The organism is Granulicella sp. L60 (genome assembly GCF_009765825.1).
Classification (GTDB): Bacteria; Acidobacteriota; Terriglobia; order Terriglobales; family Acidobacteriaceae; genus Edaphobacter.
On record NZ_LMUR01000022.1, the window covers coordinates 656,037 to 681,225 of the forward strand.

Annotated in this window: 20 protein-coding genes; 12 read left to right on the forward strand and 8 right to left on the reverse strand. The window is 58.6% G+C overall.

Annotated elements, in window-relative coordinates:
• Positions 1-317 precede the first annotated feature (317 nt).
• Complete coding sequence (locus tag GSQ82_RS23720; RefSeq protein WP_158794726.1) at positions 318-2,066, forward strand: maltoporin; 1,749 nt, start codon at positions 318-320, stop codon at positions 2,064-2,066.
• Between the two features lie 30 nt (positions 2,067-2,096).
• Here the strand turns inward: GSQ82_RS23720 and GSQ82_RS23725 are convergent, their stop codons facing one another.
• On the reverse strand, positions 2,097-3,098 hold the full coding sequence (locus GSQ82_RS23725) for an SIS domain-containing protein (protein WP_158794727.1): 1,002 nt from the start codon (positions 3,096-3,098) through the stop codon (positions 2,097-2,099).
• 182 nt (positions 3,099-3,280) lie between these two features.
• Between GSQ82_RS23725 and GSQ82_RS23730 the strand changes: the two genes are divergently transcribed.
• The 3 genes from GSQ82_RS23730 (at position 3,281) to alaC (ending at position 5,720) form a co-directional block, all read left to right on the forward strand.
• Positions 3,281-3,931, forward strand: coding sequence for a TlpA disulfide reductase family protein (locus GSQ82_RS23730; RefSeq protein ID WP_254061882.1), 651 nt, complete (start codon positions 3,281-3,283; stop codon positions 3,929-3,931).
• Positions 3,931-4,419, forward strand: coding sequence for a protein-disulfide reductase DsbD domain-containing protein (locus GSQ82_RS23735; RefSeq protein WP_158794728.1), 489 nt, complete (start codon positions 3,931-3,933; stop codon positions 4,417-4,419). Before GSQ82_RS23730 ends, GSQ82_RS23735 begins: the two co-directional genes overlap by 1 nt.
• Before the next feature lie 119 nt (positions 4,420-4,538).
• A complete protein-coding gene (alaC, locus tag GSQ82_RS23740; protein ID WP_158794729.1) occupies positions 4,539-5,720 on the forward strand; it encodes an alanine transaminase in 1,182 nt (393 codons plus the stop codon).
• Between the two features lie 199 nt (positions 5,721-5,919).
• Here alaC and GSQ82_RS23745 read toward each other — a convergent pair whose 3' ends face one another.
• Entirely contained in the window at positions 5,920-6,306 is a 387-nt protein-coding gene (locus GSQ82_RS23745) for a DUF4440 domain-containing protein (RefSeq protein ID WP_158794730.1), read from the reverse strand.
• Positions 6,307-6,633: 327 nt separating this feature from the next.
• On the opposite strand from GSQ82_RS23745, the gene GSQ82_RS23750 reads away from it, so the two are divergent.
• A complete protein-coding gene (locus GSQ82_RS23750) occupies positions 6,634-7,548 on the forward strand; it encodes a hypothetical protein (protein WP_158794731.1) in 915 nt (304 codons plus the stop codon).
• A 227-nt stretch (positions 7,549-7,775) separates the two neighbouring features.
• Here GSQ82_RS23750 and GSQ82_RS23755 read toward each other — a convergent pair whose 3' ends face one another.
• The 3 genes from GSQ82_RS23755 to gltX form a co-directional block, all read right to left on the reverse strand.
• The gene (locus tag GSQ82_RS23755) at positions 7,776-9,071 is read right to left on the reverse strand and encodes a glycosyltransferase (protein ID WP_158794732.1); all 1,296 of its coding nucleotides are present in this window, start codon (positions 9,069-9,071) and stop codon (positions 7,776-7,778) included.
• A gap of 133 nt (positions 9,072-9,204) precedes the next feature.
• Complete coding sequence (locus tag GSQ82_RS23760; RefSeq protein WP_158794733.1) at positions 9,205-10,617, reverse strand: DUF418 domain-containing protein; 1,413 nt, start codon at positions 10,615-10,617, stop codon at positions 9,205-9,207.
• Between the two features lie 148 nt (positions 10,618-10,765).
• The gene (gene gltX, locus GSQ82_RS23765) at positions 10,766-12,301 is read right to left on the reverse strand and encodes a glutamate--tRNA ligase (RefSeq protein WP_158794734.1); all 1,536 of its coding nucleotides are present in this window, start codon (positions 12,299-12,301) and stop codon (positions 10,766-10,768) included.
• Between the two features lie 579 nt (positions 12,302-12,880).
• Between gltX and GSQ82_RS23770 the strand changes: the two genes are divergently transcribed.
• Together GSQ82_RS23770 and GSQ82_RS23775 are read left to right on the forward strand one after the other, a co-directional pair.
• Positions 12,881-13,462: a PEP-CTERM sorting domain-containing protein gene (locus GSQ82_RS23770; protein ID WP_158794735.1), complete on the forward strand. Its 582-nt coding sequence runs from the start codon at positions 12,881-12,883 to the stop codon at positions 13,460-13,462.
• Between the two features lie 360 nt (positions 13,463-13,822).
• Positions 13,823-15,334: a multicopper oxidase family protein gene (locus tag GSQ82_RS23775; RefSeq protein WP_158794736.1), complete on the forward strand. Its 1,512-nt coding sequence runs from the start codon at positions 13,823-13,825 to the stop codon at positions 15,332-15,334.
• Between the two features lie 38 nt (positions 15,335-15,372).
• On the opposite strand, the gene GSQ82_RS23780 is transcribed toward GSQ82_RS23775, so the two are convergent.
• The 3 genes from GSQ82_RS23780 to GSQ82_RS23790 all read right to left on the reverse strand — a co-directional run bounded on the left by GSQ82_RS23780 (position 15,373) and on the right by GSQ82_RS23790 (position 19,335).
• Positions 15,373-16,431, reverse strand: a complete 1,059-nt coding sequence (locus GSQ82_RS23780) for a 3-deoxy-7-phosphoheptulonate synthase (RefSeq protein WP_158794737.1) — start codon at positions 16,429-16,431, stop codon at positions 15,373-15,375.
• A 109-nt stretch (positions 16,432-16,540) separates the two neighbouring features.
• Positions 16,541-17,650 carry a LacI family DNA-binding transcriptional regulator gene (locus tag GSQ82_RS23785; RefSeq protein ID WP_254061883.1) on the reverse strand — a complete coding sequence of 370 codons (1,110 nt, stop codon included), beginning with the start codon at positions 17,648-17,650 and terminating at the stop codon, positions 16,541-16,543.
• Between the two features lie 47 nt (positions 17,651-17,697).
• Positions 17,698-19,335 (reverse strand): ribulokinase, encoded by a 1,638-nt coding sequence (locus GSQ82_RS23790; protein ID WP_158794738.1) that lies wholly within the window; start codon positions 19,333-19,335, stop codon positions 17,698-17,700.
• Positions 19,336-19,715: 380 nt separating this feature from the next.
• Here GSQ82_RS23790 and tdh point away from each other — a divergent pair, with 380 nt between their 5' ends.
• The 5 genes from tdh to GSQ82_RS23815 all read left to right on the forward strand — a co-directional run bounded on the left by tdh (position 19,716) and on the right by GSQ82_RS23815 (position 25,175).
• Positions 19,716-20,750 carry an L-threonine 3-dehydrogenase gene (tdh, locus tag GSQ82_RS23795; RefSeq protein ID WP_158794739.1) on the forward strand — a complete coding sequence of 345 codons (1,035 nt, stop codon included), beginning with the start codon at positions 19,716-19,718 and terminating at the stop codon, positions 20,748-20,750.
• Positions 20,751-21,036: 286 nt separating this feature from the next.
• Positions 21,037-21,810, forward strand: a complete 774-nt coding sequence (locus GSQ82_RS23800) for a class I SAM-dependent methyltransferase (RefSeq protein ID WP_158794740.1) — start codon at positions 21,037-21,039, stop codon at positions 21,808-21,810.
• 4 nt (positions 21,811-21,814) lie between these two features.
• Positions 21,815-22,603 carry a TIGR04282 family arsenosugar biosynthesis glycosyltransferase gene (locus GSQ82_RS23805; RefSeq protein WP_254061884.1) on the forward strand — a complete coding sequence of 263 codons (789 nt, stop codon included), beginning with the start codon at positions 21,815-21,817 and terminating at the stop codon, positions 22,601-22,603.
• The gene (locus GSQ82_RS23810) at positions 22,600-24,042 is read left to right on the forward strand and encodes a glycosyltransferase family 87 protein (RefSeq protein WP_158794741.1); all 1,443 of its coding nucleotides are present in this window, start codon (positions 22,600-22,602) and stop codon (positions 24,040-24,042) included. Before GSQ82_RS23805 ends, GSQ82_RS23810 begins: the two co-directional genes overlap by 4 nt.
• Positions 24,039-25,175, forward strand: a complete 1,137-nt coding sequence (locus tag GSQ82_RS23815; RefSeq protein WP_158794742.1) for a radical SAM protein — start codon at positions 24,039-24,041, stop codon at positions 25,173-25,175. Before GSQ82_RS23810 ends, GSQ82_RS23815 begins: the two co-directional genes overlap by 4 nt.
• Positions 25,176-25,189: the final 14 nt, after the last annotated feature.

Below are 25,189 nucleotides of genomic sequence, written 5' to 3' on the forward strand. Positions count from 1 at the left end.
TGTGTGACCTTCCGGCTCTTCTGAGCGAGGGCTTGTTCCTGTAGGTCTATTCTAGCTTCCCGTGAACGAATTGCGGATCGGATGAAGAGTCCAGATGTTGAGAAGCTATTGGGAAGCTTTGATGGAAAAAGGCCCTGTGTCGGTATATACGCGGGTACGTTACTTGCTGGTTCCGTGGGAAGAGAGTTACCGGAAAATTAGAACGGCTCTCTACGGGGAGACAGTAGGATGGACACGCGCAGTAGTTTCGCCGACTTCAGGGCCCTGAATGAAGGTGTTTGAGCGAGACAGCTCAGAACCTAACGTAGAGGTGTGCGATGCGAGTAGCTATGTGGCCGACCTATCGACTTGTATGGCTGTTGGTCTGGATGATCGTGCTACTTTTCGTGGGCACGCTGCCTGCAAGGGCTCAGAATGCGGATGAGGATGTCCGTCAGCAGTTGCAGGAGCTGAAGAAGCAGTACGAACAGACCACACTGGAGTTTCAGAAGCGCATCGCCGATCTGGAAGAGAAGATCGATAAACAGAACCAGGCAATGCAAAAGAATGCAGGGAATTCACAGGGAGCGACGACGGCGGTGACATCTTCGCCAAGCGCACCTTCCGCACCCACTATGTCCGGAGCTGCGGCAGCGCCTGCGGCCACGTCAACTCCTCCTCCTGTCACAACATCACAGAGCGCTCCTGCGACATCGACGACGGTATCGACGGGAGCTCTTGCGGCTCAGGTGGCTAAGCAGGTCTTTCTCGGTCAGTCTGAACAGGTCGGCCAACATTATCAGGGAGATCTGGCCTCCGAGCCCACGTACGACCTCATTAATGAAGCGGAGGTGAAGATTGCAAAACTGACCCAGCAGGTAGACAGCTTCGAGTTTCATGGCTACTTTCGCTCGGGTGCAGGTACGAATAGTATCGGCGGTCAGATGGTGGCGTTTCAGGCTCCGGGGGCTGGCGCAAAGTACAGGCTGGGCAACGAAGCCGAGACCTATGGCGAATTTATCTTCGTCAATAACTGGCTCAATCCTGGTAAAGATCCCGGTAAGGCCTGGTTCAAGACCGAGGTGATGATCGAAGCCAATACGACGAACTCGGATACATACGCAAACTTTCCGAACGGTATTGGGAACGATCAATTTCGGTTGCGCGAGGCCTTCGTGAGGGCAGGGGATTTGTTTGCCATTCAACCGACCGCGAAGTTCTGGGCGGGGGAGCGATACTACCGGCGTCAACATATCGAGATCGATGACTTCTATCCGCTGGATACGAGCGGTTACGGGGCTGGAATCGAGGATCTGAATGTTCACTTCGGCAAGATGGCCGTGGCCTATCTGAGTGGAGCACGTCCGGACTTCGTCACCCAGAACGGCAACTTTGCGAAGAACAATCTTGACGTGCGTCTCTACGACATGAAGGCCCATGTGGGGTGGCTTGGTGCGTGGTTCGACTACGCAACGGAGAAGGGCGGAACGACAACCGCGGGTCAGGTTATTCCTACGACGAGCGGCTATGCGGGCGGGGTGCGTTACCAGAATCTGGAGTGGCATGGAGGATATAACGCGATTGTCGTCCAGTATGGAACGGGAGCGGCGAGCAACTTCAGCACGTCTGTCGATATTCCGACGACCTACCAGAAGAGCTCGGAGAGGCTACAGGTGACGAACCACCTGCTGGTTCAACCGAATGACAGGTTCGCGATTATGCCGATCTTTATCTATCAGCGGACCAGGGATGGTGATGGGCTGCACGGACATAATGATTGGGTCTCGTTTGGGGCGAGGCCGGAGATCTTCTTTACGAGATATATTTCGCTGGCATTCGAAGGCGGAGTTGACTACACGGATGGATTCAACACGACGGTGGATGGACGGGTTGACGGATGGCTGCGCAAGTTCACCATTGCTCCGCAGATTGGAGCAGGTCGGAAGTTTTTCAGCCGGCCGGTGCTGCGTACCTTCTTCACGTATGCGAACTGGACGAACGGATTTCGCGGTCTGGTGGGTGGCGTTCCGTACCAGAATCGAACCGATGGAATCAGCTTTGGAGTTCAGGCGGAGACGTGGTGGTAGCGGAGCGGATGTGGCCGAGGCTCGTCGCGCTTAGGTGAGTTCGAGGGTCCAGAGGTCGTGAAGATGGACTACGCCCTCCACATGTCCGGTGCCTGCGGTGACGATGAGTGAGGTGATTTTTTTCTCTTCCATCAGGGCGATTGCGGAGGATGCCAGGGCGCTGCCGCTGATGGTAAGCGGAGTTCTGTTCATGATGTCGGCTGCGGTGTGCTCGAGAGCGAGGGGACCGTCACGTTCGAGCAGGCGGCGAAGGTCTCCGTCGGAGATCATGCCTGCGAGGAGGCCGTCTTCGAGGACGGTGGTCATGCCTAGCTTTTTGCGGGACATCTCGTAGATGACCTGCGGCATAGGTGTGGAGGCTACGACCTGCGGGAGGGCGTCTCCGGTGTGCATGAGTTCACGGACCCGCGAGAGGCGTTTGCCGATGCGGCCGCCGGGGTGGAGATCGGCGAAGTCTTCGGCGCGCCAGCCGCGGCGGCGGCTTAGTTCGAGGGCGAGGGCATCGCCGAGGGCGAGCATGACGGTGGTGGAGGCGGTGGGAGCGAGATTGAGCGAGCAGGCTTCGACGGAGACGCTGGCATCGAGGAAGATCTCGCTGGCCTGGGCGAGAGAGGATGTGCTGCAGCCGCTGATCGTGATCAGCGAAGAGCCGAGGCGTTTGAGCGTGGGTAAAAGACGGAGAAGTTCCTCGGTTTCGCCGCTGTAGGAGAGGGCGAGAACGATGTCGCCAGATGCGATCATGCCGAGGTCACCGTGGACGGCCTCGGCTGCGTGAAGGAAGTGGGCCGGTGTACCGGTAGAGCGGAGGGTGGCGGCGATCTTGCGGGCAATGATGCCGCTCTTGCCGATACCGGTGACGATGATGCGGCGCTGGTTGGTGGCGGACTGGAGGAGCAGATCGATCGCCTGGGTGAACGGAGCGGCCATGACGCCGTCGAGACGCAGAGCCAGCTCGGTGAGGGCGGCAGCTTCGATGCGAACAAACTCGGACGGGCTTAGGAGATCTGAAGGACTTATGGCTTCGTTGGACATGTTGGCCGAACCATGTCGATGCTAGCAGAGGAGGGCTTCGATAGGGGTATCGCAGAGCTGCGGATCTTCATGGATTGGTTGAGTAAGAGCGCCGGATGCGGTTGTTGTATCGTTTGAAACGGATTTGAGTCTAATTTCTATAGAATTGATGTATCGCGAATGTGCGGGAAGGATGTTCCTACGTGAGACGGAGTGGATTGGTTTTTGGAGTGATGGTGGTGGGGATCGCTCTGCTGCTTTGGGCGGGATGGCACAACCTCAGAGCGCGCCGTGCGGCGATGCAGCAGGCTCAGGAGAACCATGTGGTTTTGGTGCCGGACAAGGGCGATCATACGGGGAAAGCGGACTCGGGTGCGCCTGAGAGCGAAGCTCCGACGATGCGGGGGAAGGTGGCTCCGGGATTCAGCCTGATGACGCTGGATGGCAAGAAGGTCTCGCTGAGCGACTACAAGGGACGGCCGGTTCTGGTGAACTTCTGGGCGACCTGGTGTGGACCGTGCAAGGTGGAGATGCCGTGGTTCGAGGAGTTTCATAAGCAGTATGCGGCTCAGGGGCTAGAGATTCTTGGGTTGGCCGATGATGTTGACGCAGGCAAAGATGCGATTGCCAAGGTGGCGCAGAAGACGGGCGTTACCTATCCTATCCTGCTGACCGATGGAAAGGTGCAGACGGCGTATGGCGGGTTGGATTATCTGCCGATGTCGTTCTACGTCGACAAGAGTGGCGTAATCGTGGAAGAGACGGCGGGTTTGGGGAGCAAGGACGAGATTGAAGCGCATATCAAGAAGATGATCGCTTCGGGTGCGCCAGCTACGGCTGTGGGTGGACAGTGATGCGGCTGGGGATTGCGTTTGCGGGGCTGTTACTGGCTGCACCGGTGATGCTGGCTCAGCAAGTGGGAAGCCTGGATGCGCCGGCTGTGAAGCCGAAGTCGTATGTGCTGTATGCGTCTGAGGAACAGAGCGTGGCGGCAGGGAAGCGGAGTGTGTTGGAGCTGCACTTCCGCGTGGTAGATGGGTTTCATGTGAACTCGCACACGCCCAAGTCGGAGTTGCTGATTCCTACGCAGATCGCGCTGCAACAGGCTCCGGGAGTGAAGGCGGATGCGGTGGAGTATCCGGCGGGGACGTCGTACAGCTTCAGCTTCGATCCGACGGAGAAGCTGGATGTTTACTCGGGGGCGTTTACGGTGAAGGTGCCGGTAGTGGCGACTGCCGGGGCGCATACGATCGAGGGTTCGCTGAGGTATCAGGCCTGCGATCATGCGGCGTGCTATCCGCCAAAGAGTCTGCCGGTGCAGGTGATCTTTACGGCGAAGTAGGTCTCTTTCCTGTCTTTTCTGAGGATTTCTGTTGGTAGCTTCGGTACGTCTGCGGGTGCTGGCAGCGCGTGTAGTGGCATCATGGATACAACAGAAACGGACAGGAGCACGCAGACGCGATGGAAGAGTTTCGAAGGCTGACACGGTTGCCGGCGTATGTATTCAACATCACCAGCGAGCTGAAGGCCGCGGCACGGAAGCGGGGCGAGGACATTATCGACTTCGGGATGGGGAATCCTGATGGCGCTACGCCGAAGCATATCGTCGATAAATTGATTGAGGCGGCGCAGAAGACGGCTACGCATCGGTACTCTTTGTCGCGTGGGATTCCGCGTCTGCGGCGGTCGATATGTAACTGGTATAAAACGAGATATAACGTGGATCTGGACCCAGAGACGGAGGCGATTGTCACCATCGGATCGAAGGAAGGGATTGCGCATCTTTGCCTGGCGGTTCTGGATGACGAGGATACGGTTGCGGTGCCGAATCCGAGCTATCCTATTCATATCTTTGGGCCTGTGATCGCTGGGTCGAAGGTGCAGAGCATTCCGATGCAAGATGGAACGGCGGACTCGTTGCTGGAGCAGCTGGAGTATCAGTTGCCGCGTATGGAGCCTCGGCCTAAGTTGTTGATTCTGAACTTCCCTTCGAATCCTACGGCGCAGTGCGTGGAGCTTTCTTTTTTTGAGCGGATCGTTGCATTGTGCAGGGAGCTGGGGATCTTTATCATCCACGATCTCGCGTATGCGGATCTGGTGTTCGATGGGTATCGGGCTCCGAGCATCCTGGAAGTTGCTGGTGCTAAAGAGGTTGCGGTGGAGTTCTTTACGCTGTCGAAGAGCTACAACATGCCGGGATGGCGGGTGGGTTTCATGGTGGGTAACAAGCAGCTGGTTTCGGCGCTGGGGCGGATCAAAAGTTACTTTGATTATGGGACGTTTACGCCGATTCAGGTGGCTTCGATCGCTGCGCTGGAGGGGCCGCAGGAGTGTGTGGCGGAGATTGTGGAGACGTATAAGTGCCGGAGGGATGTACTGGTTCCGGGGCTGAACAAGCTGGGTTGGGCGGTGGATCTGCCGAAGGCGACGATGTTTGCTTGGGCTCGTATCCCTGAGCAGTATAAGGGGTTAGGGTCGGTTGAGTTTTCGAAGAAGCTGCTGCTGGAGGCGAAGGTGGCGGTGTCGCCGGGGATTGGGTTTGGCGAGCATGGGGATGGGCATGTGCGGTTTTCGCTGATTGAAAACGAGGAGCGGACACGGCAGGCGCTGCGGGGGATCAAGCAGATGTTCAAGGCGAGTTGAGCGGTAGTTTTGTAGAAAAAATGCTCCGGTGGTGGCCGGGGCATTTTTGTTGTTTTGTGGGCGTTTTTTAGGGTGTTTTGGGATATGCGTGGTGCTGGGCGTGGTTTTTCGCTGGTGAGATTGTGGTGGTTGGTGTGGTGAACGTGGTGGCTTCGCGGTCGCCTTTCGGGGGCGGGAAAGTACGACAGTTTTTTTTGATTTATTTTTTGGGAGGGAGCGCTTCCTGCGGGATGGGGGTGCCCTGGTGGAAGATGATCTGCCAGGCGCCGTCGAGGCAGACCCAGAGGGAGCTGCGCCAGGATTGGCCGATGGTCTCGCCGGAGGAGCTTCGGCGGGTGGCTTTGTAGGTCAGGAGGACAGTGGTGGGGGAGATCTCGCGGCTTGCGAAGTCGCTTAGGAGAGAGGCGGGGCGGGTGAGCTCGTTCTGGAGGTCTTCCAGGATGGTAGCTTTGTCGAAGACGCGGCCGGAGCTGCCGAACTCTCTGAAGTCGTCTGCGAGGAGTGGGGCTACTTGTGTGGGGTCGCGGCGGACGGATGGGGCGACGAGTCGTTCTTCGAGGTGCTTGAGGTGATCTGCTGTCGTCATGATCTTCTCCATGCAAGTTCATCCAAGAGTGTACCGACCCATTGGCTTTTGCTGTGTCGTGGAGGTGTCGAGGATAGGCTGCGCGAGACAAACACAGGTCCTTCGACTGGCCTCTCGCGATAAACTGCAAGAGCCTCCGCTCAGGATGCCACTTCTCATAACAATCAACCGCCTAGCCACGCACAATATGTCGATACACCCTGATTACGAGGGCAACTTGTGTTCAAAGATAAGGATTAACAGATGCTCGTCACACCACTGAAGATTTCGAAGGTCAAGGATGTACCCACGGGTCTGAAGCGACGCCGATGGATGCGTTTGCGGGTTATGTCGGCAACACTGGGCATCGCACTGGTACCGCTCGCGTATGCTGCGCAGCGGGATTCTCCGCAGAGCGAAGCAGCAGGAGTTCAGGAGTTGATGGCCCGTGTCGGACCGCCATCGGACGTGGCTCTCGATGATTTCAAAAAAGCGGGGATGGAAGAGATCAGGCCACATACCCTGACTGCTTCGGAGCGAGCGAAGATGGAGGCTGTGTTGGCTTCGCTTCCAGACTTGACGAGGCATGTGCTCGAGAAAAAGCTGCACACCCTTGCATTCGTCGACGGAGTTCCAGGTGAAGGCACGGGGCTTACTTCAGAGTCTGCAAAGACGGGGCTTTATGACATCACGCTTCGCGCCAGCCTTTTGGACGAGTCGCTCTCTACCTTTTTGACGACGAAAGAGCGCAGGGTGTTTACGGCTGATGGTTCCGGACTCACAGTCGCAGTCAAGGGGATAGGCACGGATGCTCTAACGTACGTGCTGCTGCATGAGTCCACGCATGTCGTAGACAGAAGTTGCAGTATCACGTCGGCTCCTCATAGCCGAGTGATTCAGGGGATCTGGACGAGCCCACACAGCATGGTGCCACAGCTGGCCTCATCGGCCGCAGCGGCTACCTATTTTCGCGGGGGGCGTCCGCTTGGGTTTGGGCAGGCTGCAACGGTGTACGACGCGCTCGCTCAGACTCCATTTGTGAGTTTGTATGCAACAGCGTCCGAGCAGGAGGATTTAGCGGAACTTGTCGCGTGGCGCGAGGTGATGAAGCAACATGGTGGGAATCTGATTATCGAAGTGAGTAACGCTCGCGGAGAGACCGTGAGGCGCTGGGAACCGTTGACCTTCCCTGGAGTACAGAAGCGCTTTGCTGATGTGGACGACATGCTTACGTCACAAGAAACCTGCAGTGGTTTGTCGTAGTTCAGGGTGTGTGGAGAGTCTTAGGAGTGAGCAGACTGGATGGGGCGGAGTGCCCACCTCCCGAGATATCTCCACGACACGCGAGTGTGCGGAAGGGTGAGGATGTTTCGGCCATTCCTCACTGAATATAGCCGGGCAGGAAAGGCGGTTCGCGCCGAACGCGAATGCCCACCTTCGCGACTACACTGCCGTCGCGGAGATGGGGCACCCGGTATATTGGAGCCTATTCATCTCGCAAGAAGCAGCGAGGAACGGAGCTCCAGACAGGCTTCGATTTTGGTGAGCAGCTCCTTCTCTGTGTCGTGGCTGGCGAACTCCTGTGCGAGCTTCTTCGCCTGATTTCGATAGCCGGGAGTGTCGAGAATCTTTCTCGCGGCTGCATGCACTGTCTCCGGTGTGGCCTGATTGGTGCGGAGGTCGATTCCGACGCCGGCCCACTGGACATGCGCCGATACCTCTTCCTTATCTTCCGTGAGTCCGGCGGAGATGATGGGGATGCCATGCGCGAGTGCCATGTTGACGGTGCCGTAGCCTCCGTTGGTGATGAGCAGATCGACCTTCGGCATGATCAGCTCATAGGGAAGGAAGTTTGCCACGCGAGCATTTGCCGGGATTTCGACGGGGATGGACTCGGTCGGCTTGCCTCCTGTCGTGATGAGAACGATCAGGTCTTTTTCATTAGCCAGACCGGTCAACGCGGGGCCTACGAGTTGTCCAAGGTCATGGTTGGCGACAGTTCCCTGGGTGACAAGTACGAGGCGCTTGGTCTGGTCGAGTTCATGCCACCAGTCCGGAAGCGAAGCCTGCCCTGGGGGCAGAGGCAGAGGGCCGATGTATCGTACCGGCGAGGAGGAGGGTGACTCCTCTGGATACTCGAAGCTTTGAACTCCGGGATGGAGATAAAGATCGGGCAGGTTCGACATGACCTCTGTGGCAGAACAGGGCAGCGGGCCGCAGCCCATATCTGTGAGGATGGCGTTAAAGGCCGCTTGAACAGGTTTCAGAAGAAGAAGTTCTCGCTTCTCGTGCTCTGCATGTTGCTCTTCCAGCGAAGCTCCGGGTCTCGGAGGGACGTTCCTTCCGCTGCCGAGGTTGAGTACGGTGATGCCAAGATGGACGATCGAAGGGCGCTTCTCAGGTGCATCCAGAAGCATGGGCAAGGTTCCGAAGAAGAACGAGTCGGCGAGGATGATATCCGCAGGAAAGTCGCGCAGGGCCAGCTCTAGTCCCGCGGCCTGTGCGGGGATATGTCTCGCAAAGAAATATTTCATGTCGAAGCAAAACATCTCGAGTCCAGGCGTCTGCTGCTGCCTTTCAGGAAACTCGGCGAGGAACTGGCCGATATCACCACCACCTACGGAAAGAGTCGGGATAAATGTTACTCCGGCAGCTTCCACCATCGGCCTGAGACTGGGTGCTGTCTGCATGACGACTTCATGGTTGTGTTTCATCAGAATATTGGCAATGGCAAGCAGGGGGTTCAGGTGGCCTGGAACAGAGGTAGAAGCGATCAAAATTTTCATTAGTGACGAAACACCTGTCTCGGAGACTTATTCCGGATGGTTGGGGAGTAGTTTTTAGAGCAGCAAAGAGCTGCCCCGACGGAGTTCTATTGCGATTCGAATCGCGTATAGAGAACTTAGGGCTGCCTGCCGTTTATCTGGGGGCTATTCTTTTCCACATCGGCTGAAGCTTCCAGTAGGTGGCGGAGCGCCAGAGCCATTCGAGGGGACCGAACTCGAAGGCCTGTAGCCAGAGTGGGCTGAGGATGAGGTTGACGGCCCAGACGCCGAAGATGACATAGGCGGTCTGGTAGTACTCCATTCTGCCGTAGAGCTTCCACGGACCCCAGAAAAAGACGAACTGGCAGATGAGAGAGGTGAGGATGTAGTTGCTGAAGGCTGTCTGACCTACAGCCGCGACGGGGCGCAGCAGTTTCCGGAGGATGCCGCTTTTGATGATGGCCAGGAGGGCCGCCGCGATGGCTAGACCTCCAGCCCACTCTGCCAGCCTGTAGGGGAGGTAGAGCCATTTTTCTACTGTCGCGAAGTCAAACCCGCTTTGATACGACCTCAGGAGTCCGATGACGTAGAGGGGGGTTGAGATCAGGAAGCCGAGCAGTGCTGTCCAGAGATAGGTGCCGAACGAGAGCTCCGCGGCAAAGAAGCCGGTTTTGTAGAGGCCCATGCCGATGAGCATGATGCCCGCGCTTTCTCCAAAGGAGTGAGTCGGAGGCCGCGAGGCGAAGCCCTTCTCGAAGTTGACGCCTCTGTCGAGCAGGTGATCGATGTAGCCGGTTCGGGCGTCTGCCATTTTCTGGTCGATGCCTTGCTGCGTTACTTCATGTTCTTTCACATCCTCGGCCCACTGCTGTTCGATCTTCTTCTGTTCTGGAGTAAGAGGATTTCCGGCCTTTTGGCTGGCGATTACGTCGGCGTGTTTTCTGCTCAGAAGGATGCTTGCTGTCGTGCCTGTGTATTGCAGGAGGCCATAGGTTGAGACAACGAGTAAAAGAAAGGTGCCGACAGTAAAAAGAGTTTTGGGCCTGAGCCTACGGCAGGGATAGAGGCAGAGGATCGCGGTCAAGCCGTACTGCATGAGGATGTCTCCGGACCAGATGAAGGTGCCGTGAATCAGGCCGAAGACAACGAGCCACATGTTACGGCGAAGGAAGATATCTGCCGATTGATCGGCGGCTCCGCGTCGCTCCGCGCGTTCGGTCAAGAGCACGACACCTGCACCGAAGAGCATGGAGAAGAGGAAGCGCATCTTTCCCTCAAAGAAGATCCATTTGATGAACAGGACGATGAGGTTGAGGTGCGCGTGAGGGCCGGTGAACGCCGGTTTCGGCAGACCGATGGGGATGTCGTGAAAGAACTCTGGGCCGCCGAAGCTGTCCATGTTGAGGACGAGGATGCCGAGCAGGGCGAATCCCCGCAGGGTGTCGATGCTGGAGATGCGTTCAGTGCGCCTGATGGGGGAGACGATGTGTGGAGGTCCAGCGAGTTCTTCATTGGTGCCGACGGGCAGATACGTCTCAGAGGGGGAGGAGGTTGCAATCGACGACAAGGTAAAGGTCTTTCTTCCAGCGTAATTTGGGGACGAGATTCGTCTTGGCTGTTTGACGCCAATATTGGCGTATGGTTTCAGCCGCTACGTTGGGAGTTCTCGTTGAGAGAGATAGTCGGGGCAGGCGATTTATTGGCTGATGTGGCAATTACGGCTTTCTTGCCTGAGACAGCTTCTTCTGGGTGTCGAGGAAGCGGCGGACGCGGTCGAGGGTGCGGGATTTGCCGAAGACGACCATGCTTTCGAGCAGCGGCGGGGACATGGTGCTGCCGGTGAGGATGGCGCGGAGGAGCATGAAGTTTTCTTTGACGGACCACTGATGGGCTTCGCCGAGTTGCTTGAGGGCGGGCTCGAGGGCGTCGTGGGTCCAGTCGGTGGCTTCGAGGACGGCGAGCTGTTCGGCGGCGAAGGCGAGGGTGTCTTCGAGGGTGCGCTTTTTGGGGATGAAGACGTCGGCGGGGGGCATGATGTCGTCGGCGAAGAGGAAGTGGGTGAGGTTGCCGAACTCGCCGAGGGTCTCGATGCGGGTCTGGACGAGGGGGGCGATCTGCTGGAGGTAGGCGTCGGAGAGGATGGTGTCGCGGAGGGATTTGTAGAAGGCTTCGGGGGTGAGGGCGCGGATGTACTCGCCGTTGAGCCACTTGAGTTTGGTGAGGTCGAAGACGGGGCCGCCGAGACGGATGTTTTCTACCTGGAAGCGAGCGACCATGTCGGCGAGGGAGAAGATGTCGGTCTCGCTGGATTTTGTTGGGGCGCTGGACGCTGGCTTCGCCGCGTCGTCTGTGGGTGCGCTGGTGTTTGGTGCGGGCATGCCGCCGCCCATGAGGCCGAGGAAGTTGATCATGGCTTCGGGGAGGAAGCCGGCCTGGCGGTAGTAGATGAGGGAGACGGGATTTTTGCGTTTCGAGATTTTGGACTTGTCGAGGTTGCGCAGGAGGGGCATGTGCCAGAAGCGGGGGAGAGCCCAGCCGAAGGCGTTGTAGAGGAGGACGTGTTTGGGGGTGGAGGAGATCCATTCTTCGGCGCGGATGACGTCGGTGATGCGCATGAGGTGGTCGTCGACGACGTTGGCGAGGTGGTAGGTGGGGAAGCCGTCGGACTTCATGAGGACCTGGTCGTCGACGTTGTTGTGGTCGAAGGTGATGTCGTCGCGGAGCTCGTCGCGGAAGGTGGTTTGGCCGGCGGGGACTTTGAGGCGAATGACGAAGGGACGGCCTTCGGCGAGATAGGTGTCTATTTGTGCCTGTGACAGTTCGCGGTGGGCTCCGTCGTAGCGCGGGGGGAGCTTGGCGGCGAGCTGGCGCTTGCGGAGGTCTTCGAGCTCTTCGGGATTTTCGAAGGCGCGGTAGGCGGTGCCGTTGTCGAGCAGGAGCTGGACGTGCTGGCGGTAGATGTCGGTGCGCTCGGACTGGCGATAGGGGCCGTAGGGGCCGCCGACGTCTGGGCCTTCGTCCCAGGTGAGGCCGAGCCAGCGGAGGGAGTTGAAGATCTCCTGCTCGCTGGTGGCGACGAAGCGGGTGCGGTCGGTGTCTTCGATGCGGAGGACGAACTTGCCGTCGCGCTGGCGGGCGTAGAGGAAGTTGATGAGGCCGATATAGGCGGTGCCGACGTGGGGGTCGCCGGTGGGGGAGGGGGCGATGCGGACGCGGATGGGGGTATCGGTGGTGATGGAGGGATTCGTCATAAAAGCCAAGGCTTAATGCTAGCAGGATTATGGGGTTGCGGCTGAGGAGGTCGACGTCGCTTCGCTCGTCCGGAGAGCAAGATGCGGATTCTTCCTTTCTACAAGCTCTCCACTGCTTGTCGACGCTGGACGCCGCGCATCTCCGCCGTGCAACTCAGCTGGATCGGTCGACGCGACAGATCGATAAAAGCGGCGATCGAATTACTCCTTCGACTATTGACTCCCTCGCCTTCGAACGCAGTCATCTTCTGCTTCACGCTGAGCTTTAGCTACTTAAACGGAGTCTCCTCGGTGTGCGAGTTTAAGTAATATGCTTCCCATAAACGCGAAGGGTCGCTATAGAGAAACGCAATGTTCTGCATGTTCGCAGAATTGCTGTGCATTATCTCTTTTATTTTGAGCGAAACTGTTTGGCAATTGATTTGCATGGCTACGTGGGTAGCGAGAAATTAAGCTCGACGAATCCTTCCTTTTCGCCACGTAAGCTCCTTTCGGCCCCTATCCATTTGTCTCGATGCTCGTAGGCCCATTGTCGAAGCACGCAGGCCCCGCTTAAAAATTGCAAACAGGAGAATCAAGATGAAGATATTGCACATCGCAGCTGCTGCTGCGCTTGGGCTTTTAGTCCCCTGCGCCCTTCATGCAGCACCTCTATGCCCTGCATTTGGCTATGCAACCGCCGGATGCGATCTGGTCATCACCGTTACGAATAGCGGAACTTCGGTAGCGGCCGGACCGAGCTTTTCGCTTGGCGGTGGAACCTACGATGGCTCTGATGACACGCTCATTGGAATCATCAACAACTCTAGCAGCGCTTTAAGCATGATTAACCTTAGTTCAAACACTGACATCTTCGGTTTCGACGGCGATGGCATCAATACTTTTGGAGCTCCTGGTAATGCAAGCGATACCAGTGGCTACGGCGGTCCTGACAGTTTCTTCACAAACATTGACCCTACCTTCTCGATGGGGACGGTCGATTTCGTTACGCCGCTTGCTGCTGGCGGAGGGAACACGTACTTCTCCCTGGAAGAAGCGCTTGTACCTTCTCAGGTGGTGGTCGGTCCTCCCTCTGCCGTACCTGAACCGAGCACGTTTGTTTTGCTTGGAACAGGTCTGGCGGGTTTCTGTGAGGCGGTGAGACGTCGGCTCGCTTTATAGATCAGCTCCTTTGAGATGTTTTATGCGCCGGCAGACCCTCCTCTGCATGAGAGCCTGCCGGCTCACTCCTCTTCGCGGCCAGGATTCAACCGAACATGAACTTATTCAAGTGTCCGCTGATAACGATCGCTGATCGCAGGGCACCCTTCCGGCCAAAATTAATCGCTCAGGAGGACGACCATGAAGCGAAAGATCCTATTCGTGGCTTTAGCGTTAGTGTGTTTCGTATCTGCTTTTTCGACGAGGGAGGGTTATGCCGCCGCGTTCAAGTCCCCGGATCGCACTCCGTGTCCTCGTTATGAAGCAGGCAGTATTTTGGTTGAGCCCAAAGACCTTTTTAGCAGTCATGGAGTTCTGCAGGTGAGCTTCACTTATGAGACTCGCGTCGATCAGTATGGAAATACTTTGTACTGTTACATGAGTGAAGATGGAAGCCAGTCGCCTACGCTGCATGTTTACCCTGGCGACGAACTGATGGTGAAGCTGACGAACGCGCTGCCATCTTCTACGACACCGTCTTTCCAGAAGCATGCGATGCCGGGCATGGGTGCTCTGCCGGAGTTCAGCATCTCAGGGCAGTCTCATGAAGCGTCTCCGAACTGCGGTGGGATGGTCATGACCGACACGTCCACGAATCTTCACTATCACGGGACGAATACGCCGCCGACCTGCCATCAGGATGAAGTGATTAAGACGCTCATCAATGCAGGTGAGACCTTTCAATACGACGTGCATTTTCCCCTTGATGAGCCGCCAGGACTCTACTGGTACCATCCGCATATTCACGGAATCTCTGAGGCAGCGGTTCAAGGAGGCGCCTCAGGTGCCATCGTCGTGGAAGGAGTTGAAAATATTAATCACGACGTAGCGGGGCTGTCTGAGCGGACGCTGATTATTCGGGACAACCTGGTCCCCGGAGCTCCTAATGGGGACGATGTGCCGGCATGGGATCTTTCGCTCAACTATAGCCCGGTGGCTTATCCGGAGTACAAGCCTGTGGTGATTCCAGTCAGGCCTTTGCAGAAGCAGTTCTGGCGTGTCGTAAACGCCGCGGCAGACACGATCCTCGACTTGCAGGTTCAGTATGACGGGGTAGCGCAAGATCTGCAGGTAGTCGCGATTGACGGTGTTCCGACCGGGTCGAAGGATGGGGAGTTCGAGGGAAGGACGTTATCCAAAAAACACTTTCTTCTCGCTCCAGCGGCTCGAGTGGAGTTCATCCTTAGAGCGCCGCCGAAGAGTGTGAAAAGCGCTATGTTGCTGACCTTGAATGTAGACACAGGTCCGGACGGAGATAATGATCCGCAACGTCCACTGGCGACGCTAAAGGTCAATGAAGGCGCGGCTAATCCATCGCTTACCGTTGCGAACGTCTCGGCACCACCGCCTCTGCACATGCGTTTTGAGGGATTGGCGAAGGCTAAGCCTGTTACGCAGAGGAAGCTCTACTTCTCTGAGGTGCTTTCGGATCCGACGGACCCTAACAGCCCAACTAACTTTTACATCACCGTGGATGGAGCGAAGCCGACGCTGTTCGATCCCGATAATCCGCCTGCGATCGTTACCACGCAGGGATCCGTAGAAGACTGGACTATTGAAAACCGGGCTCTTGAAAACCACGAGTTCCACATTCACCAGATTCATTTTCTGGTGCTCGAGCGTGATGGCAAGACGGTGGAAGGGCAGTATCGCGACATGATCAACGTTCCCTACTGGAAGGGGAGCGGACCATATCCCAGCGTGAAACTAAGGATGGACTTCCGCGGGCCCGACATCGGCGACTTTGTATATCACTGTCATATTCTGGGGCATGAAGATAGCGGAATGATGGCTATTATTCGCGTGCTTCCCAGCAGCAGTCCGATTCGGTGATTTTGGCGGTCCCAAAGAACGATAAAGTTTCGGCGGTATTAGGTGCTGCGGGCGGTGCGGACGGCGGCGGCGAGGTGGGCGAGGGCGATTTTGGTCTCGGGCCAGTCGATGCAGGCGTCGGTGATGGATTGGCCGTAGGTGAGGGGTTGGCCGGGGATGAGTTTCTGGGCTCCGGCGACGAGGTTGCTCTCGAGCATGACGCCGATGATGCGCTTGTCGCCGCCTGCGACCTGAGCGGCGACGTTGCGGCATACGGCTGATTGCTGGGTGTGATCCTTGTGGCTGTTGGCGTGGCTGCAGTCGATCATGACCTGAGGGCGGATGCCGGCTTTGATCATCTGGTTGCAGGTGTCTTCGACGGCTGCGGCGTCGTAGTTGGTGGTGTTGCGTCCGCCGCGGAGGATGATGTGGCAGTCGGGATTTCCCTTGGTGACGAAGATGGCGGTCTGGCCGTGCTTGGTGTGGCCGAGGAAGTTGTGGGGCTGGTTGGCGGAGAGGATGGCCTCGATGGCGATCTGGACGTTCCCGGAGGTGCCGTTTTTGAAGCCGACGGGGCAGGAGAGGCCGGAGACGAGTTCGCGGTGGACCTGGCTCTCGGTGGTGCGGGCGCCGATGGCCCCCCAGGAGACGAGGTTGGCGACGTACTGGGGGGAGATCATGTCGAGGAACTCGGTGCCGGCGGGGACGCCCATGTCGGCGAGGTCGAGGAGGAGGTGGCGGGCTTTGCGGAGGCCGTCGTTAATCTTGAAGGACTCGTCGAGGTAGGGATCGTTGATGAGGCCCTTCCAGCCGAGGGTGGTGCGGGGCTTTTCGAAGTAGACGCGCATGATGAGGCAGAGCTCGCGGGAGTGCTCGGCGATGGCGGATTTGAGGAGCTCGGCGTAGGCGCGGGCGGCTTCGGTGTCGTGGATGGAGCAGGGGCCGACTATGACGATGAGGCGGTGGTCGCGGCCGTTGAGGATGTCGATGATCTCGTTGCGCGCCTTGAAGACGGTGGCGGAGGAGGCTTCGGTGAGGGGGAGCTCGTCTTCGAGGACTACGGGCGGGAGGACGACTTTGGTCCAGGTGATGCGAAGGTCATCGGTGGGATAGAGCATAGGTCTCGTCGGATAAATTGAGATGCGGGCGCGTGGTGATATCTGGAAGATTCGCGACTCAACCATCTTATAGCGTGGGAGTGAATAGAAGGTTGCGGAGGTGGGTGGGTCAGCGCTTGATGGCGGGTTTGGGCCTGGTCTTGCGCAGGTCGGTCATGGCGCCGTGGGGGAAGCCGGTGGACTCTCTGACGATGAGGCTGGTCTCGATGTTGTACTCGCGCTGCGGGTGGGAGTCGCTGGAGTGGGCTACGTGGTTGCGGAGGGCGGTGACGGCGGCGCGGGCGATGTCGAAGCGGGACATCTGGATGGTGGTGAGGGGCGGGATGGTGACCTGGGCGATGTGGATGTCGTCGAAGCCGATGACGGAGAGATCATCGGGGACGCGGAGGCCGGCGCGGTAGAGCTTGTGGAGGACGCCGATGGCGGTCATGTCGTTGGAGCACATGACGGCGGTGGGACGGTTTTTGGCGGCGAGGAGCTTTTCGGTTGCGGCGATGCCGCCCTCCATGGTGTGGTCGCCTTCGATGATGGTGGAGGCGTCGACGGCGATGCCGCACTCCTGCAGGGCTGCGGAGAAGGCGGCGGCGCGGGATTGGGCGGAGTGGAGGCGCTTGGGGCCGCTGATGAAGGAGATGCGGCGGTGGCCGAGGGCGGCGAGGTGCTGCACGCCCTGGCGGATGCCGTGCTGATAGTCGACTTTGAGGATGCTGATGCCGGGGCGCTCGGGGCCTACGTCGATGAAGACGAGGGGGACGTTGCGGCTGGCGAGCTGCTCGAGGAGGGGCTCTTCGATGCCGAAGGTCATGATGGCGACGCCTTCGACTTTGCGCTCGAGCATGCGGCGGATGCAGTGGGTCATGCGCTGGGGATCGTAGTTGGTGGAGCTGACGAGGATCTCGTAGCCGTGCTCGACGGCGATGTCTTCGAAGCCCTGGATGAGCTCGGGGAAGAAGGGGTTGGTGATCTCGGAGACGATGAGGCCGAAGATACGGCTGCGTCCGGAGACGAGGGCGCGGGCCTGGGTGTTGGGGAAGTAGTCGAGGCGGTCGATGACCTCCCACACGCGCTTGGCGATCTTGGGGTTGACGGTGGGGACGCGGTTGATGGTGCGCGAGACGGTGGCGATGGATACATTGGCCGCGGTGGCGATGGTGCGGATGTCCATGCGTTCCGAGGTCTTGCGTGCGGCCCTCGTCGTTTTAGGTTTCTTCTCGGCCATGAGTGGTTTTGTCTTCTCGTCTTCCAGAGGTGCGGATACAGCTTAGCTTATTGGATCAGATGATCCGGTGCGGTGATGGTATTTTCGGCCTCCTTGCTACTGGTTTTCTGGATACGGGCTGCGGCGGCGATTCTTCGCAGCTCGGGAAGGATGGTACCGAGGGATGCGGATGCGGCTGTTGGTTGACCGAGAGCGAAGTAGGCGCTGCGGTAGAGGGGGTAGAGCTCGTTGTAGACGGCGACGGCGTGCGGCTGCGGGGTGTAGGTGCGATAGGGGAGGCAGATGGCTTGCTGGGCTTCTTCGATGGTGTGGAAGGCTCCGGCGGCGAGGAGGGCGAAGATGCCGGAGCCGAGGCTGGTGGGGGCGCCGTCGGGGACGAGGACGGGTTTGTTGAGGACGTCGGCGTAGATCTGGTTGAGGACGGCGTTGTTTTGCGGGATGCCTCCGGCGTTGATGACGCGGGCTACGGGGACGCCGTGTTCGGCCATGCGTTCGAGGATGATGCGGGTGTGGAAGGCGGTGCCTTCGATGGCGGCGAAGAGCTCGTCCTGGGCGGTGTGGAGGAGGTTCCAGCCGAAGGTGACGCCGCCGAGTTCGGGGTTGACGAGGACGGTGCGGTCGCCGTTGTCCCAGCTGAGGCGGAGGAGGCCGGTTTGTCCGGCGCGGTATTGATCGAGGCCCTGGGCGAGGTCGCGGACTTTAGTTCCGGCGCGGCGGGCGATGGCTTCGAAGATGTCTCCGGTGGCGGAGAGGCCGGCTTCGATGCCGGTGTAGCCGGGGTGAACGCTGCCGGGGACGACGCCGCAGACACCGGGGACGAGCTCGGTTTTTTTTGCCATGGCGATGATGCAGGTGGAGGTGCCGACGACGTTGACGACGTCGCCCTCGCGGCAGCCTGCGCCGATGGCGTCCCAGTGGGCGTCGAAGGCTCCGACGGGGATGGGGATACCGGGTTTGAGGCCCATCTCGGCGGCCCACTTTTCCGAGAGGGTTCCGGCGATGGCGTTGGAGGTGAGGTATTCGCCGTTGAGTTTTTCGCGGATGCCGTCGAAGAGGGGATCGACCTTGGAGAGGAAGGATTGTGGGGGAAGACCGTCCCACTTGGGGTTCCACATCCACTTGTGGCCCATGGCGCAGATGCTGCGTTTGACCTTGGCGGGGTCGGTGATGCCTGCGAGGGTGGCGGCGACCATGTCGCAGTGTTCGAGGGCGGTGGCGAATCTCTGGCGCTTGTCGGGGTTGTGACGGAGCCAGTGCAGGAGTTTGGCGAAGCCCCACTCGTGCGAGTAAACGTCGCCGCACCAGTGGATGGCTTCGAGGTTCTCGGCGAGGGCGAGTTCGGTGATCTGGCGGGCCTCTTCGTGGGCGCGATGATCGCACCAGAGGTAGTAATCGTCGAGTGGCTGGAGATTGGCGTCGACGGGGATGACGCTGGAGCCGGTGGTGTCGAGTGCGATGGCGGCGATGTCCTGGCCGTTGACGTGGGCTTGCTCGAGGACATTGCGGGTGGCCTGGGCGAGCGCGTTCATCTGGTCCTGATGGGACTGGGTGGCGTAGTCGGGGTCTTCGCGGCGGCGCGCGAGGGGGTATTCAGCGGAGGAGGTGCCGAGGCGTCCACGCTCGCTGTCGAGGAGGGTTACGCGAACGCTGAGTGTTCCGAAGTCGACTCCTGCTACGATTGCCACGCTTTGCTCCTTCGGGGTGATGCTTTTTGTCTGATTTCGGCTGTTCGGGAGTATGTCCGAGGTTTGAGAAATCGTTTACCCAGCACCCTTTCTATGGCACGGACGCGGCTTTGTCAATGATTTGTCTGGGCGTCAAGGGAGGTTTCGCTGTGATCAGGTTCGGCGCTTGGTTCTTCGGTGAGGTGAGGCGTAGTTCGTTTCGGTGTTCGTGGGTGAAGGGTGCTTATGGCCGCGAAAGGAAGCGGGCGACGGGATTGCGGGTGTCGGGCGGACTGCGATAGGCAGTGATAGGGTGACCGACTAAGATGGATTTGTGCGCCCTCGATTGATTTTAGGGTGCGATGTGGCTTCTAGTTAGCGACAGGAAAGGTAACTCTCAAGTGAAAGCTTTAGTAAAGAGCCGCGAAGAGCGCGGTCTATGGCTGGAGGATGTTCCCGAACCGGAGATGGGCATCAACGACGTCAAGATTCGCGTGCTGGCGACCGGCATCTGCGGGACGGATCTGCACATCTACGAGTGGGACGCGTGGGCGCGATCGACGATCAAGAAGGGTTTGACGATCGGGCATGAGTTTGTGGGCGAGGTGGTTGCGGTGGGTTCGAACGTGACCGACATACCGATCGGCCAACTGGTGAGCGGGGAGGGGCATGTGGTGTGCGGACGCTGCCGGAACTGCCTGGCGGGGCGTCGGCATCTGTGCGCGCATACGCTGGGGGTAGGGGTGAACCGGAACGGCGCGTTCGCGGAATATATTGTGCTGCCGATGTCGAATATCTGGATCCACAGCGCAGGCGTGCCGCGTGAGATTGCGGCGATCTTCGATCCGCTGGGCAATGCGGTGCATACAGCGCTGGCGTTTCCGGTGCTGGGTGAGGATGTGCTGGTGACGGGCGCGGGGCCGATTGGGATTATGGCTGCGGCGGTGGCTCGGCATGCGGGTGCGCGGCACGTGGTGATCTCGGACCCGAATGAGTACAGGCGGAAGCTGGCGGAGAAGGTGGGGGTGACGCTGGCGGTCGATCCGCGGGCTACTCCGCTGAAGGAGATTCAGACGCAGTTGCATATGCAGGAGGGGTTCGACGTGGGGTTGGAGATGTCCGGCAACCCGAACGCCTTTCGCGAGATGCTGAGCAATATGAGCCATGGCGCGAAGATTGCGATGCTGGGCATTCCGTCGGAGGACATCTCGATCAACTGGAACCAGGTGGTGTTCAATCAACTGACGATTCGGGGGATCTATGGGCGCGAGATGTACGAGACCTGGTACAAGATGACGGTGATGCTGGAGAGTGGGCTGGATATCTCCGGGGTAATTACGCACAGGATGAACTGGCGGGACTATGAGGACGGGTTTGAGGCGATGCGTACGGGGAACTCGGGCAAGGTGATTCTTGACTGGAGCGATGTGGCGTAGTCGTTGGTTCGTCCGTGTGGATGTGTGGGATTGTTCCTCTTTGTGGCGCCGCTCGGGTTTGGTTCGGGCGGCGTTTCTTTTTTCCACGTTGAGGGTTGGTCCCATGGTGCGTGGGATGGAATCTGCTTGCGCGGCCGGTGCGTAACCTTCTGGACTAATCCGCATCAAACGGCTGAAGCGAAATGTTTTTCGACGAGCGGATGAGGAACGTCTATCATCTTTTCATTCCGGCAAGCGTAGGATTACGTCGACAGAACCGAACGTTTCAACCTCGATAAGGCCACGAATGCAACCTAGCGACTGTAAAGTATCTGGAACAACTCTTGTACGCGCCCCGGCGCATCCGCCTGACAGTCTGTTCGAAAGTTGTCCGTGGTTCTATGCGCTCTGCCGCGAGTATCTGTTTCGCGACCACACGCAGGAGATTGTGCAGGCATTGTTTCCGGTGGGCGGCCCGGTGGCTGGGACCCATCTTCTTGAGCTTGGGTGTGGGCCGGGGTTCTATGCGTGCCGGCTGTCGCAGGAGTATCCGCAGATTCATACGACGGGGGTGGACCTGTCACGGCGTTTGATTGCGAGGGCGCAGTCGAGGGCGGCTAGCCGCAGCCTGCAGAACTGCAGGTTCGAACAGGGCGATGCGCATGCGCTGGTGGATGCTTCTAACTCCATCGATGCGGTGGTGGTGTCGCGGCTGTTTTTGATTGTGCCGAACCGCGAGGCTGTGTTGAGCGAGATCTATCGCGTGCTGAAGCCGGGTGGACGATGTTTTATCGCCGAGCCTACTTCGGGGTTTCGGACGCGGATACCGCTGAGCTGCATGTGGCTGTTGTCCAAACTGACGAGCAGTCCGGCGGGGAAGTACAGGGAGCCACGGCAGGCGGATGTAATGACGGCGACCGATTTTGCGGCATTGATTCGCTCGCAGCCGTGGGGGATTGCGGAGCTGCAATACGATGGCTGGTATCAGTATGGGGTGTGCGAGAAGCCAGTCGGGGCGCTGAGTGGGGTGGCGGGCGAATCGTCGCCTCAGCTGGAGATCGCTGAGTGGAGTGAGGTGTAATTCGATGTCTTCTTCTGCAATGTCGTATCCCGTGCTTGATCCTGCCGTTTCGGTTGCGATGCGAGCTGGCCAGTGTGCGCTGGCGGTGATGGCGAAGGCGCCGCGTCCGGGGAGGGTGAAGACTCGGCTTGCTCCTCCGCTGAGTCTTGAAGAGGCGGCTGCGATTAATATCTGTTTTCTGCGGGACACGACGGAGAATCTTGCTGCGGTGTGTGGCGGTGACGGAGCGGCTGCGGCGGGTGTGATCTCTTATACGCCGGTTGGGGATGAGGCGCTGTTCGACAATCTGCTGCCTGCGGGTTTTGTGCTGGTTCCGCAGCGTGGCGACGGGTTTGGAGAGCGACTGCTGGGAACGGTGGAGGATCTTTTGGCGTGCGGGTATGGAAGCGTCTGTTTGATCGATTCGGATTCGCCTACGGTACCGGCCGCGGCTTTCGAGCAGGCGGTGGAGGAGTTGCGGCGACCTGAGGATCGGGTGGTGATTGGGCCTTCGGATGATGGCGGGTACTATCTGATCGGTGTGAAGAGGGCGCACCGCGAGTTGTTTGCTGATATCACGTGGAGCACGACGAGCGTGTATGCGGAGACGATGGCGGCTGCGAGTGCGGCGGGGATCGAGGTGGTGGAACTGCCGCTTTGGTATGACGTGGACGATGGGGCTACGCTCGATGTGCTGACTGCGGAGCTGCTGAGGGATACGCCGCCGGCGTTTGCGTCTGTGCGGGGGTATTCGGCGGGGCACACGCGGGGATTTCTCGAGGCTTTGGGTGGACGAGGGGGCGAGAGCAGATGAGCTCCACGGCAAATCCGGTAAGGGTTTCACGGAGTGCGATGGCTGCGGGGCTGGGCCGTTCGCACTGGTCGGTTGCGCGGGCGTGGCAGACCAATGTTGCGCTGGTATTGATTGGGATGGGGTTGTTTTTTCTGACTCGTCAGTTGATCAGCGAGTATCACCAGTTCACCATTGGATTTTCGGGAGTGTCGGGCTGGTCGGTGATTCTTTATCTTGGCGCGGTGTTTCTTGTTCTGACGCAGCCGGTGAACCGATTTACGTTTCCGATTATTCTTGTCGTCGCGGTGGCGTGTCGTCTGATCGCACTGTTTCCGGCGCCGTTTCTTTCGAGCGATATCTACCGCTATGTGTGGGATGGCGTGGTGCAGCATGCGCATGTCAGCCCGTATCGCTATGTGCCTGGCGACCCTGTGCTGGCCTTTCTGCGTGCGCCGCATCAGGCGGTGTTCGACCATATTAATCGGCGAGACTATGCGCATACGATCTACCCGCCAGCGGCGCAGGCACTGTTTTATTTGGTTACATGGATCTCGCCTACGGTCACTTTCATGAAGACGGTGATGGTCCTTTTTGAAGGCGTCACGATGTATGGGCTGGTGACGCTGCTGCGTTCTGTGGGCGTTCGTCGAGAGCAGACGCTGCTGTATGCGTGGTGTCCGATTCTGATCTGGGAGATTGCAGGGTCTGGCCATCTTGACTCTGCTGCCATGGCGTTTATCACGCTTGCGCTGCTTGCGCGGTATCGCAGGCAAGGGGTTCTGACGGGGCTGTTTCTTGGGATTGCGATTCTGTTGAAGCTTTATCCGCTGGTGCTGTTTCCGGCGCTCTATCGTCGCGGGGATTGGAAGATGCCTGTGACGATGGCTGCGGTGATCGCTGTTGGTTATGCGGCTTATTCGAGCGTGGGGATGCTGGTGTTTGGTTTTCTCGGCGGCTATGTGAAAGAAGAGGGCATGGCGACCGGGGCAAGGTATTTTCTGCTTGAGCTGGCACAGCGGGTTTCGGGCTTACATGATCTTTCGACGGCGGCTTACTTTGCTTTCTGCGGGGCTGTGTTTGCAGCTCTGATGTGGTGGTGCTGGAGTAGTGTCTGTCGACAGGGCGATGGCGCAGATGTTAGCGATGCTGCGTTTTTGCGGCCGGCGTTCGCGCTGGCTGCGGCGCTGATGTTTCTGTTTTCGCCACACTATGCGTGGTACATCGTATGGCTGGTGCCGTTCTTTGTACTAATGCCGAATCTTCCGATTCTGGCTTATCTGACGGGATTTTTTTATCTGTATACGACGGCGCTGGCTGAACCGGGGCCGAAGATGTTTCTTGCCAATGAGATTCTTTATGGCTTGGTTTTGATGGCGTTCCTTCTCCAGCTGATGTTTGATCGCTGGCCTCTTCATCGCACTTTATTCGTCCAACCTGTAACAGCGAGCGAGACTTTATGAGCACACTTCTTCCTATTCTTCCTCCAGACGATCTTCTTGAGAGTGCGGACAAGCTGAGTCCTGCGGCGCAGCAGGCTGAGGAAGAGAAGAACCGCATGCGTCGCTACTTCGAGAAGCCTGAGACACAGCTTGGGTCTGTCGCGGAGCAGGAGCCGGTGTGTCTTTATCTGGAGACGACGAACCGCTGTAATTTATTGTGTACGACGTGTCCGCGGACCTATGAGGAGTTGGAGCCTGAGGCGGATATGTCGTGGGATCTGTTTACTTCGCTCGTAGGGCAGTATCCGAATGTGGCGCGGGTGGTGCTGCACGGTATCGGCGAACCGATGTTGGTGAAGGATATTGCGGAGCGCGTGAGGTATTTGAAGGAGCGGAATATCTATGTGCTCTTCAATACGAATGGAACGTTGCTGACGGAGGCGAATGGACGGGCGCTGATTGAAGCTGGGCTGGATGAGTTGCGGGTGTCGCTGGATGCAGCCGAGTCTGAGGTGTTTCAGATGGTGCGCGGGAAGGACTTCTTCGACAAGATTGTGGCGAATGTGAAGAACTTTACGCGGATGCAGCGGGAGTTGAACGCGCCGAAGCCTCGCGTCAGCCTGTGGCTTACGGGGCTACGGGAGACGGTGGACCAGCTGCCCGGGTTTGTGCGGCTGGCGCATTCGATCGGGGTTACGGAGGTCTATCTGCAGCGGCTGGTGTTCTTCGACGATCCGATGAGTGAACACTCGCTTGCACGGGCTGAGTCGGCGTTGTTTGAGCATACGACGGAGCGCGAGGAGGGGTTGATTCGCGAGGCCGAGGCGGTGGCGCAGGAGCTTGGTGTGATGTTCTCGGCCTCGGGTGCGGTCGATCCGGGCGAGTCGATCAAGATGCAGCGTTCGGATAGCCCGTGGTCGCTATGCAGGCGTCCGTGGTCGCTGATGTATATCACCGCGAATGGGCGGGTGCTGCCGTGCTGCATTGCGCCATTCAGCATGAAGGGATATAGGGCTTTTACGCTTGGTGACGCGACGCAGAGTTCGCTTCGTGAGATATGGAACGGCGCGGAGTATCAACAGTTTCGAGAGGGTCTGTTGACGAGCGCTCCGCCGGCGGCGTGTACGAACTGCGGGCTTCGCTGGAGTTTGTAGCGACGGCTTTTTGC